This window comes from Paenibacillus sp. FSL H7-0331, from assembly GCF_001956045.1.
In genome coordinates, this window is the sequence record NZ_MRTH01000012.1 from 193825 (window position 1) to 206337 (window position 12513).

A 12513-nucleotide genomic window follows, 5' to 3' on the forward strand; every position below is an offset into this window, starting at 1 on the left:
ATCATACCATTTGTAAGGATACAGTAAGCCTCATTTTTTCATCATAAAATGACAAATGTCTATCAATCTGTTGAACTTTGATGTTGCATGCAATAGGTTATCAAGTGCAATGGATGGTTATAAATTCATGAACTTTGGATGGTTTCCTTTAAGTCCTTTTCTTTTATCATAGTTATCAAGTCGGAATTCATTGTTAAACTGCATCATACAGAAGGGAGTATTCAGAATGGCTAGAGGTTTGGATGGAAAACGGATTGTTATCACCGGTTCCCGTAAATTAAGTGAACTGAGTGCAATTATTGAAAAACATGAAGGTATTCCCGTTATTCGTCCACAACAAGGGACCTTGCTCCTTGCTGAAAATGAAGTGGAGCGTGACCTGCTTAATCTGGTGGAGAGTGGAACCGACTGGATGATTTTCACAACGGGAACCGGACTTGAAGCTTTACTTCAGCAGGCAGAACGAATTGGTGTGACGCAAAGCCTTCTCACAGTTGTGAAACAGTCCAAAGTCGCAGCAAGAGGGTATAAAACATTTGCCATGCTGAAAAAAATCGGGATTAAGCCGATTGTCATTGATGATGATGGTACAACGCAAGGACTTATTCGAGAACTGCAATCCTATGCATTTGAAGGTCAAGGGGTAACCATTCAGTTGCATGGTGAGCCTATGCCGTTATTAGTAGCTTTTTTGAAAAATAAGGGAGCAGCAACCAGGACACTTTTGCCTTATAAACATATCGCTCCGGATGATAAGGTATCGCGTCAATTATGCCAGGAGATTATGGATGGCTCCGTCGATGCGGTCTGTTTTACGACAGCGGTTCAGGTTCGCTATTTGTATGATTTTGCAAAAAAGAATGGTTATTATCCGAGGATTAATGAAAGCTTCAATATGAAGGTGCTCGCGACGGCAGTTGGAAGAGTGACGGCCGAAGCATTGAAGGAGGAGGGCGTGAGACGAGTATTAACACCTGAAACCGAACGGATGGGTGCCATGATCGTTGAACTCTCCCATTACTATCAGAATCCATCTACAGACATCCAACAATGAAAGGAGTTAATAGAAATGGCACCAGATAAAGAGGATCACGTACGATACTTACCATCCATGAGTTCGATAGAGGTGGAGCCAGCGACTTCTTCAAGTAGCGTGCTGAGGAATATGGGAAGTTCTTTGAAGGTTCCGGCAAATCCACCGAAAGTAACTCCACCGGGAGGACCGCCAAGCGAGGTCGAGCACATTAAACGGGGTAGTGAATATTTGCGCGGCACCATTTATGATGCATTGCGTGATCGCATTACAGGCTCTATTCCAGAGGATGATAACAGACTTCTTAAATTTCATGGAAGCTACATGCAAGATGACCGGGATCAGCGTAATGAGCGGGAAAAAAAGAAGCTTGAACCAGCCTATCAGTTCATGCTGCGTGTGCTTGCCCCCGGAGGTGTGGCCTCACCAGAACAATATTTGGTGTTGGATAACCTTGCTCGTCTGTACGGCAACGATACGCTGCGTTTGACAACTCGCCAATCTTTTCAGCTCCATGGAATCGTGAAATGGAACCTGCAGGAAACCATCCGGGAAGTTAACGATGCGTTGATGACAACACGAGCAGCTTGCGGGGATGTGAATCGTAATGTCATGTGCAATCCCAATCCGTATCAGTCCGATATTCATACAGAGGTATACGGTTGGGCACGAGCGATCAGCAACCACTTGTCACCACGCACTCCTGCTTATCATGAAATCTGGATTAATGACGAGAAGGTGGTTGACAGCCTGCAGGGCAAATTGGTTGAGCCGATTTACGGGCCCGCTTACTTGCCGCGTAAGTTCAAGATCGGGATGGCCGTTCCGCCTTCTAATGATATAGATGTGTTTTCGCAGGACTTGGGTTTTATCGCCATTATTGAAGAGGGAGAGCTGAAGGGCTTTAATGTGGCCGTAGGTGGGGGAATGGGTATGACGCACAGTGATACGACTACGTACCCACAATTATCACAGGTAATCGGCTTCTGCCGTCCAGAGCAGGTCATTGAGGTAGCGGAGAAAACCGTATTAATTCAGCGGGATTATGGCAATCGTTCGGTCCGCAAAAATGCCCGTTTTAAATATACAATCGACAGATACGGATATGACTGGTTTATTAGCCAGCTGCATGATCGGCTGGGATGGGAGTTAGATCGTGCGCGTCCTTATTATTTCGAGCATCACGGTGATCGTTACGGTTGGGTAAAGGGGAGCAATAATCAGTGGCATCTGACTCTGTTTATCATGAACGGGCGAATCAAGGATCAGGAGGGCTATCTTCTGATGACCGGCTTACGCGAAATCGCCAAAATTCATAAAGGTGACTTCCGCTTGACGGGAAATCAGAATCTTATCATCGCGAATGTATCCAGTACAGATAAGGGAAAAGTGATGAGGCTGGTGGAAAAATACGGACTCAGTGATGGTCATCAGCAATCTGCTCTTCGTCGAAACGCGATGTCTTGTGTATCGCTGCCTACCTGCGGCCTGGCGATGGCCGAGGCTGAGCGTTATCTGCCCGCATTACTGGAGAAGATAGAGACGGTATTGGACGACGCAGGCTTACATGAGGAGGAAATCGTTATCAGGATGACTGGCTGCCCGAACGGCTGTGCACGGCCAGTGCTTGGCGAAATTGCCATGATTGGCAAGTCTCCCGGCAAATACAATCTTTATATGGGTGCGGGGTTCGCAGGTGAGAGAATGAGCAAGCTTTATCGGGAAAGCCTGAATGAAGCGGAGCTTCTGGGAGAGTTAACACCTATCATCCACAGATATGCCAATGAACGAAATCCGGGCGAGCATTTCGGTGATTTTGTCATTCGAACCGGTTACGTTAGAGAAGTCCGTTCTGGACTGGATTTCCATGATTGAATTGAAACGAATATGGTTGTGGCTTGCTATGGATGCTGTTATTGTAAATTATAAAAAGTGAAATGGAGCGAGGACAAATGATTACTCATTTTGCAGGACTACAATTACATACAGTCTCCAAGCTTGCCGTGAAGCAGTTTTATCACAATCAACTGCAATTTCCCGTTGTGTTCGAATCGGAAACGGCCATTACTTTTCAACCGACCGCTGATTTCGCATTAACATTCACGGAAGCTTTTGAGCCGATAGCCCCAGCCCATATTGCATTTGAGGTACCTTATTCTGAATTTGAGGCCAGTGCTGCCTTTGTCAGGAGTGCTGGAATTTCACCATTAAAATGGCCTGCAGGGCACGAAATTGATGACTTTGAGACAGGTAGAAATATTTATTTCCGTGACGGCGACGGTAATTTATTAGAAATCATAACCCATTCCTATGTGAATGAAGGTGTGCTGGCTCCCTGCGGTCCCCTTAAAGTGATGTATCTCCGTGAAATTGGTTTTCCCGTTGATGATGTCATTGGGTTTCGAGAATGGCTGAAGGGCAACTTGCAATTAAAAACGATCAAGGAGCAAGACAACTTTAACTTTGTTATCGGGGGTACAGCGCATACGATTATAACTTCAACCCAAAGGCGTTGGATTCCAATTGCGATGATCGCAATGCCACCTCGCATGACCGTAAGCTTGGGAGTGTCGGATTCCAGATTTATTCAACAGGTTCGTACCTCGTTGGAGGAGCAGGGGATAGTCAATCATACGAATGCAGGTCATGATGAGGAACTGAGCTTTAGCTTCAATGGATACAGGCTTCGTCTCGTTGTGACAGCATTTCCAGAGGAAACCGCTGCCTTGTTAAACTTGCCATTAGCAAGGAAATAGATCGGCAGACTGGTAAATATAAGTTCGATGATGATCTCTCGTTTAGAAACCTTTCTCTTGAATGATGCGTCTTAGTTAATGACCAACAAAGTCGAGAGGAAGATGCTGATGAAATCGCATTTTTTTATTAATATACCAATAAGGGTTGTGTTGCTGCTGTTACTGACTTTGTCCTGGCTCCCTCAGGACGCGCTAGCGGCGGACTCGAATTCGACAGGTATGAAGCTTCCCCAAGCACTCAACCTTAAGGATAAGGTTACTCCGGTTTACGATACCATCAATGGTGTGGAGCTTTATGAAGCAGCCCCGCAGAAGGTTCAAGTGACAGGAGCAGAGGATGGATGGGACCGGAAGCTGCTGAGCACGCATGACGAGGCCTGGTTTCGAATCCAGACGACTGACGGTGATCGTTGGGTTCATGTGCAAAGTCCGGAAATGGACGATACTGATTATCAGTATATAGCCCTTACGGGAAGTGAACATCTGTATGATCAACGATCCGGGAGTGCTCGCAGCCTTGGAACCATTTCACCGCAGGTGGTGCGATCCATTTATTCGGATCAAGGCTATTACCGCATCCAGACCTGGATGGGCTACAAGTGGATTCATCCTGAGCAGCCGATATTTGACGATGTGAATGCAGAAGGCAGCAACAGCTCGGGGTGGTCAGCACAGTTAAGGACGATGACGCCGATGTTCAACGCACCGGATTTAGGCAGCGAGGTCGTGGGATGGCTGCAGCCGCAGTGGATACAAAGTAAAATAACGCTTTACAAGGAATGGTATTACATTGACACCTGGGAAGGAAAACGGTGGGTCCACACGAACACTGGCTACCCCAAGGATTTGCAAAAGAAGGATACCCGTGTGACGTTAAAGGCTACTGTGAATGTGTATGAGCACCCTGATCGAAGAGCTCGGGTGTTGGGCACACTGGCACCGCAGACGGTCGAAGCTTTCGAGCACGGCAGCGGCTGGCATCACATTCATAGCCAATGGCTTGGGGACGTGTGGATCTATCAAGCGGCACCCGACTATGATCCAGACACGTATTCACCCCCTGCCGCTATCGAACCAAAGCTCATCCCGGTGGATTGGACGATGGTTGAATCTGTCATTGGCACCAGACGGAGCAATTATCCATTTGATTTGACTGCCATCGTATCCAATGGCGAGAAAATTGATCCTGAAGCTACCTTTACGTCCGATCAACTGGCTACGATTCACTTTAACGTAAAAAATGTAAGTCCAGATCAACTCACCCTGGACGCATCTACTTCTTTTGAAATCCAAATTGTACGTCAAAGCGAAAATGATGACGGTATGAAGCCGCAGCTCGTTTGGTCAGGAACGCTTGAGGCTCCGAAGGGGCTGTTTAACAGCGGGTCCAGCGCCGGTATCTCCTTCAATTGGGATCAAAAGGATGCGGCTGGCAAGCAGGTACCCTTTGGACTGTATAGTGTGCAAATCAAGCTGCCGATGACCATCAGCTACATGATTAACAACACGACAGCCACTCAACATCAGGAAGCGAGCTCGGCCATCCTTACCCACTTTCCACTGCGTATCGGTGCTCCTTGAGTTCCAGATAGACTGTTAGAGTCCGCCGCTTCTTAACCAGGACTGCGCTTGGCTTCCTTGGCGGTAACCCAAACCTTCAGCTCTGTTTGAAGCAGCAGCATGGTTGTAATGTTGACCGTGTAGTCCTTGTCCATAATCGCATGATAGGTTTTCTGAGCAATCAGTGACCGGTAAAGCTGGGGGGATTCGGCGATGCTGCTGATTTTTTGACCTTTAACAATATTCAGGTCATTGCGGATCCTGCGTTCCAGCTCTTGCTCGGTCAGTTTGTCGAAGAGCTGGTCTTCACCCGACTCGACAATCACGTCAAGGCGATTAATTCGATTTTGCTGGGTTTTGCTAATCCGATAGGAATTATTGTCCTGAATCAGTTGTTCGTTTTCCGCTCGCAGCTCACGATTTTCCAGGAGCGTGGCATTCAGGTGATGATGGTAAATACTCACAAATACAGCACAACCGATGATCGCTCCCGCCGCTAGCAAGCCAGCAGCCTGCAGCAGTCCGGTAAATTGTTCAAAAGGCGGCACCCTCAACTGCTGCTGCCTCCCTTGCAAATCCATTGAATCAGCGAGGTTCCGACCTGTGCCCCGATAAACGCGAACACAATATACAAAATTTGCTTAATGGCCGGGGATATATAGCCCTCGGTCAAATTGCTTTCAATGACTCGGATCGGATCGATGGTTCCGCCTACAGCAGCTACTACCGCCCAGATTTTGATTTGTTCCGAAATTAGCAGCATTCTCGTCGTTGGCGGTTCCATGATAAGGACGGCCCCGATCCCTCCGAGCAGCGTGCCTCCAAGCACAACTCCGAACGCAATAAACCAATCCATTGCACATTTGGTTAAAAAGCTTGTCATCGTTTCTTTCACCCTCTTCATCTTCGAAGCTTGTTCTCCTATTGTAAATTGTATGGTACACGTGTTCGTATTATGATAAGATATTTATATATAGGTATTCGGACACATATGGAGGGGGCGAGGCAGATGAGCGACTTTGTGCATCTGCATGTACATAGCGAATATAGCTTGCTGGACGGTGCGGCGCGTATCGACGATATGGTCGGGCAAGCGGCAGCCATGGGCATGAAATCACTTGCCTTGACTGATCACGGCGTCATGTATGGAGCGATTCCTTTTTATAAAGCATGCAAACGGCACGGCATTAAACCGATTATTGGCTGTGAGATGTATTATACGGCTGGCTCCATTCGTGATAAGGGCACACGCAAGGAACATCCGATCTATCATCTGATTTTGCTAGCCAAAAATCAGGTGGGCTATCAGAATCTGATGAAGCTGTGCTCGATTGGACATTTGCAGGGCCATCATTATAAACCGCGGATTGATCCGCAGCACCTGGCTCAATATTCGGAAGGACTTATTTGCACAAGCTCCTGTCTGGGTGGCGAGGTGTCCCAGCATCTGCTGCATGAGCGATATGAGCAAGCCAAGGAAGCAGCGCTTCGCTACCGGGCCATATTCGGGGATGATTTCTTTCTGGAGCTGCAGGATCACGGTCTGCTGGAGCAGAAAAAAGTGAACCAAAGCATGCTGCGTCTGAGTGAGGATACGGGAATTCCGTTAGTTGCCACCAACGATGTTCACTATGTTCGTGAGCCGGACCATGCGGTACAGGACATATTGCTGTGCATTGGCACTGGCAAAACGGTGGACGATCCGGATCGTCTCAAGTTCCAGTCGAGCCAGCTTTATTTGAAAAGCGCTGAGGAAATGAACAGATTGTTTCCTCACGTACTCCAGGCGATTGCCAATACGTCGATTATAGCGGAACGCTGTCAGCTGGAGATCGAATTCGGCCGTTCCATTTTGCCGCGTTTCGAGCCCATTCCTGACCATTCGACCGCAGGAGAATACCTTGCCGAATTGTGTAGGGTGGGGCTCAGAACGCGATATGAGCACTCGGATTCCTGGCAGGACCCGAGCTTTTGCAAGCAGATTGAGGAGCGTCTCGTTTACGAACTGTCGGTTATTGAACGAATGGGCTTTTCTGATTATTTTCTCATCGTATGGGATTTTATTCGCTTTGCGCACGAGCAGCGGATTGCAACAGGACCGGGACGGGGCTCGTCTGCAGGAAGTCTGGTTGCCTATGTGCTGCGTATTACGGATGTCGACCCGATCCGCTACAAGCTGTTGTTTGAACGGTTTTTGAATCCCGAACGGATATCGATGCCGGATATTGATATCGATTTTAGCGATTTGCGGCGGGATGAGGTTATTGACTATGTTGTTGCCAAATACGGTCCCGAGCATGTCGCGCAGATTATTACGTTTGGAACGATGGCTGCCAAGGCTGCCGTTCGTGACGTGGGCCGTGTATTAAACCTGCCTTATAACGAAGTGGACCGCGCAGCCAAAATGATTCCGCATCAGCTCGGGATGACGCTGGCGGAGGCGGTTGAAGCCAATCCTGATCTGAAGGCATTAGCAGCCAGACAGCCGAAGACGGCAGAGCTGCTGGATATGGCCATGAAGGTGGAGGGAATGCCACGTCACGCATCGACACATGCCGCAGGTGTCGTGATTTCGCGAGAACCATTGACACAATATGTACCTCTGCAGGAAGGTAATGAGCAGACGGCATTAACGCAATATTCCATGGAGCATCTGGAAGCCATCGGGCTGTTAAAAATGGATTTTCTCGGACTGCGAACGTTATCGATCATCGAACGTACTTTGATGTGGATCAAGGAGCAGACGGGAATTGAGCTCGATTTTCATAAGCTGTCTATCGATGACCCGGCTACCTACGAAATGCTGGGTCGAGGAGATACAACAGGCGTATTTCAAATGGAGTCTCCTGGGGTTCGCAAGGTGCTTAAGGAGCTGCGACCGTCGGGGTTTGAGGATATTATTTCAGTAGTCGCGCTGTACCGTCCAGGCCCAATGGAATTCATCCCGCGTTTTATACAAGGTAAGCACGGGGAAATCGAAGTGGAATACCCGCATGTGGATCTGGAGCCGATCCTGCGTGATACGTACGGAATTATTGTGTATCAAGAGCAAATCATGCAAATTGCTTCCCAAATGGCCGGCTTTAGTCTGGGCGAAGCGGATTTGCTGCGTCGGGCCGTAAGCAAGAAGAAGCGTGAGGTACTTGACGAGGAACGTGCGCATTTTGTTAAAGGCAGCCAATCACTTGGTTATAGTGCAGCTGAAGCGAACAAGGTCTACGATATGATCGTCCGCTTCGCCGACTACGGATTTCCTCGCGCGCATGCTACCGCTTATGGAGTGCTGGCTTTTCAAACGGCTTATCTCAAGGCTCATTACCCGGTTCAGTTTATGGCCTCGATGCTGACAGCTGTGATGGGTAATCACAATAAAGTAGCTGAATATGTCGATGAATGTCGTCGGATGGGTATTGCTGTACTGCCGCCTGATGTCAACGAGAGCGGGATCGTCTTCACTCCAGCAAAGCAGCCGCAATCGCTCGAAGAGTCGGAGGATAATCCGGTCAGTTTTGGAGCCATACGGTTTGGACTAGCTGCCATCAAAAATGTAGGCACGCATGCGATTGAAACCATTATGCAGGAGCGCAGCAGCGATGAAGGCTCTTTTGAAAGCTTGATTGATCTGTGCCGTCGTGTGGATTTACGAGTGTGCAACAAACGTGTATTGGAATCACTCATTCAAGGAGGCGCTGCTGGTTCCTTACCGGGTCATCGCGCCCAGCAGCTTGCGATGCTTGAGGATACGATCAATGCTGCGCTCAAATGGCGAAAGGAACGCGACGATCTTCAGCTGCATTTGTTTGGCTTTGTTGAGGATGTGAACTGGGATGTCGAATATCCGCAGATTGCGCCCTACACCATGACTCAACAGCTGGAGTTTGAAAAGGAGCTGCTGGGTCTCTATATCTCGGGCAGTCCGCTTGATGATTACGAGCAGGTACTGAGAGAGCTGGAGATCGATCTGCTGCATTACTTGCCGGAAATGCCGGATCACAGTGAGGTGATAGTAGCGGGCTTGGTGCTCTCCAGCAAAACAATCGTGACCAAGAAGGGCCAGCCGATGGCCTTTATGGAGCTGGAGGATCGCGTTTCCAAGGTCGAGGTCGTGCTGTTCCCGGAGGTTTGGAAGCAATATGCCCCGCTCGTTCAAAAGGGGAAGCCGGTGCTCATTAAAGCTAAGCTGCAGCAGGGTGATGAGGAGGTTAAGCTGCTGGCGGATCAGTTATTTGCCTTAAATGATCCTGAGCTGCTTGCGAACGCAATGCGACGTCCAGCTGCCCCTACCCATAAGCCAGGCAGCAGGACAGTCAGCAAGCCGGATAAAGGAAAAAGCACAAATGAACGAACCGTGACTCCACCTGCTGCGCGTGAGGTACAGCCGAATAAGGCAGTAAGTCCCCCTTCGAACCAGCGGGTTTATATCAAAATTTCGCCTGCCCATGAGCGGCAGCGCATATTATCCAGTCTGAAGGAGCTTCTGCTGCAGCATCAGGGATCGTTATCTGTTGTTCTCTATTACGAAAGCAGCCAAAAAACACTCAGCTTAAACGATCAATTTAACGTAAAGCCGTCTCCGAAGCTGATTCAGGTTATCGAAGATTTATTGGGCAAGGATACAGCGAGAGTAAAATAGCAGCGTGTGATCACAAAAAATCCGGGAAAATGCCGGATTTTATTTTTTTAGCAGGAATTTACCATATATTGTTGAATAACAGTTGTTGTGGTTCCAAAGTAATGGTTCTAAAGGCTTCTTAAGTGTATGGAATGTTATGAATTGAAGGAGAGAGGAAGATGGTAATGAAAAGTAAAAGGTTAGTTTGTATAATGCTATCCTTGTTGTTGTTTCAGTGCTCCACCTTTACCGCAGCAGCAGTTGATAATGTGCTGCAAAATCAGGCCGTCAATGGTGGTGTGATTAATCAAAATATTGTGTTCGTTGATTTGAAGACTGATCATTGGGCATATGAGGCGATATCCGATTTGTCCAAAAAAGGATACATCAACGGTTATGAGGATGAAACGTTCAAACCTGACAATTCTATTTCCCGAGAAGAATTTGCCAAACTCATTGCGACTACTTTTTATTTGGATATACCTTCACCCAAAGCACCTTCTTATTATGATGTTCAAACTGACAAATGGTCGTATCCGTATGTGGAAGCAGCCAAAGATTTTTTAACCGGCTATTATCCTCCTGGAGGCAAAGCGTTTTTTAGCCCGGAAATTAAAGCTACTCGCGAAGATGTTGCAGTTGCACTAGTCAAAACTTTGGGACTCACCACCAACGACCTTACCAACAAAAATATATTGGATCGAAAATTTAAAGATGTAAGCAAAGTTTCCTACGGAATAAGGGATTATGTTGCGATAGCTACCGAAAGATCTTTAATCAGTGGATATGAAGATGGTACATTCCGTCCTGACAAGCCTATAACTCGCGCAGAAATCGCCACGCTTTTGTATAGAGCCATTAAGACATCGGCTAAAGATCAAGGTGATGGACCACTTCTTAAAGTAAGTGTTCCTGAAAAAACGTCAAATTCTACTGTATACATATCAGGAACAGTTAGTAACAATGCAAAGGTAACGATCAATGGCAAAGATGTAACGAAGATCATAGACGGTCAATTTAAAGAAGGGTTTAAGTTAGAGAAGGAAGGTAGTTATGAACTTACTATTATTGCCACATTATCCAGTGGAAAAACAAACACGATAGTCAAAAAAGTGACGTATGAAATCGAAGGTCCAGAGTTAAAGATTGATGATATTCCAGAAACCACAAGCTCACAGACGATATCGATTTCGGGTACGGTAACGGATAAGAACGATTCGTTTCCTACCGTATATTTGAATGATGAGAAAATCCACGGTAGCAATTATTTTTCAAAGAGTGACATTGTACTTGTCGAAGGTGAGAACATTCTGGTGTTCAAAGCGAAAAACAGCTTGGATAAAGTGACCACAATTACAAAAAAGATTACCTTTACAGCGGGAGGTCCGACTCTTAAGATAGATGAAATCCCGGAGACAACGAACTCACAGACGATATCGATATCGGGTACGGTAACGGATAAGAACGATTCGTTTCCTACCGTCTATTTAAATGATGAGAAAATTGGCGGCAGCAGTTATTTTTCGAAGAGTGATATTGTGCTGGTCGAGGGTGAGAACATTCTGGTCTTCAAAGCGAAAAACAATGTGGATAAAGTGACGACAATTACAAAAAAGATTACTTTTACAGCAGGAGGTCCGATTCTCAAGGTAGATGATATCCCGGAGACAACGAACTCACAGACGATATCCATATCAGGAACGGTGACGGACAAGAATGATTCGTTTCCAACCGTCTATTTAAATGATGAGAAGATCGGTGGCAGCAGTTATTTTTCAAAGAGAGACATCGTACTGGCTGAGGGTGAGAACATTCTGATTTTCAAAGCGAAAAACAGCGTGGGTAAAGTGACCACAGTAACCAAAAGGATCACCTTTACAGCGGGAGGTCCCATTCTCAAGGTAGATTATATTCCAGAGAAAACCTCGTCTAGCAAGATATCGGTATCAGGAACAGTAACAGATAAGAACGATTCGTTTCCGCTTGTGTATTTAAATGATGAGAAAATCGGTGGCAGCAGCTATTTTTCCAAGTATGATATTCCCTTAAAAGCGGGTGAAAACACGTTTGTATTTAAGGCTGTTAATAACCTTGGAAAGAGCTCGACGGTGACAAAAAGCGTTTATTACCAAAAGTAATCAGGGGTTGGCAGGCATGATTTCTGTTAAGATTTGTCTTGTTTGATGGAGCATTTATGCCCAAACGAGCGGTCCAAGCAGCGAGAATGTCTGCTTGTTTTCTCTCCAAAGTTAATTTCTTGCGATAAAAAGATAAGTTATGCTATCATTAGTGCATTATGTTCGGGAGGTCTTGTTTCATGTGGACCGTTATTTATATTGCGCCAACTGCCAAAATTGCAGATCGAATTAAGGAAAAGCTGACGGAAGAAGGCTTTCTTGTTCAAGTACGGGCGATTAACATGACTAAGAATCAATTTGAAATCGTGGTTCCTGAAGGTGAAGTGGAAGAAGTGCAGGACGTACTCAACTCCATTTTGCATAGACATTAACGTGAGAATGAAGGACCGCATTTGAACAACAACAGCAAGTGAG

9 protein-coding genes are annotated in these 12513 nt (G+C 46.7%); 7 read left to right on the forward strand and 2 right to left on the reverse strand.

Annotated elements, in window-relative coordinates; genetic code table 11:
* The first annotated feature begins 226 nt into the window (after positions 1-226).
* The 4 genes from BK127_RS19490 to BK127_RS19505 all read left to right on the forward strand — a co-directional run bounded on the left by BK127_RS19490 (position 227) and on the right by BK127_RS19505 (position 5370).
* Positions 227-1054 carry a uroporphyrinogen-III synthase gene (locus BK127_RS19490; protein ID WP_076233170.1) on the forward strand — a complete coding sequence of 276 codons (828 nt, stop codon included), beginning with the start codon at positions 227-229 and terminating at the stop codon, positions 1052-1054.
* 111 nt (positions 1055-1165) lie between these two features.
* On the forward strand, positions 1166-2908 hold the full coding sequence (gene cysI / locus BK127_RS19495; RefSeq protein ID WP_076233233.1) for an assimilatory sulfite reductase (NADPH) hemoprotein subunit: 1743 nt from the start codon (positions 1166-1168) through the stop codon (positions 2906-2908).
* 62 nt (positions 2909-2970) lie between these two features.
* The gene (locus tag BK127_RS19500; RefSeq protein ID WP_256711375.1) at positions 2971-3789 is read left to right on the forward strand and encodes a VOC family protein; all 819 of its coding nucleotides are present in this window, start codon (positions 2971-2973) and stop codon (positions 3787-3789) included.
* A gap of 108 nt (positions 3790-3897) precedes the next feature.
* On the forward strand, positions 3898-5370 hold the full coding sequence (locus BK127_RS19505; protein WP_076233172.1) for a flagellar hook assembly protein FlgD: 1473 nt from the start codon (positions 3898-3900) through the stop codon (positions 5368-5370).
* Positions 5371-5402: 32 nt separating this feature from the next.
* On the opposite strand, the gene BK127_RS19510 is transcribed toward BK127_RS19505, so the two are convergent.
* Entirely contained in the window at positions 5403-5930 is a 528-nt protein-coding gene (locus tag BK127_RS19510; protein ID WP_083689414.1) for a sporulation membrane protein YtrI, read from the reverse strand.
* Entirely contained in the window at positions 5900-6232 is a 333-nt protein-coding gene (locus BK127_RS19515; protein ID WP_076233234.1) for a YtrH family sporulation protein, read from the reverse strand. The genes BK127_RS19510 and BK127_RS19515 overlap by 31 nt, the downstream gene beginning before the upstream one ends.
* Before the next feature lie 126 nt (positions 6233-6358).
* Between BK127_RS19515 and BK127_RS19520 the strand changes: the two genes are divergently transcribed.
* The 3 genes from BK127_RS19520 to BK127_RS19530 all read left to right on the forward strand — a co-directional run bounded on the left by BK127_RS19520 (position 6359) and on the right by BK127_RS19530 (position 12470).
* On the forward strand, positions 6359-9982 hold the full coding sequence (locus BK127_RS19520) for a DNA polymerase III subunit alpha (protein ID WP_076233174.1): 3624 nt from the start codon (positions 6359-6361) through the stop codon (positions 9980-9982).
* Between the two features lie 191 nt (positions 9983-10173).
* Positions 10174-12099, forward strand: a complete 1926-nt coding sequence (locus BK127_RS19525; RefSeq protein ID WP_076233235.1) for an S-layer homology domain-containing protein — start codon at positions 10174-10176, stop codon at positions 12097-12099.
* A gap of 179 nt (positions 12100-12278) precedes the next feature.
* The gene (locus BK127_RS19530; protein WP_076233175.1) at positions 12279-12470 is read left to right on the forward strand and encodes a glutamate decarboxylase; all 192 of its coding nucleotides are present in this window, start codon (positions 12279-12281) and stop codon (positions 12468-12470) included.
* Positions 12471-12513 lie beyond the last annotated feature (43 nt).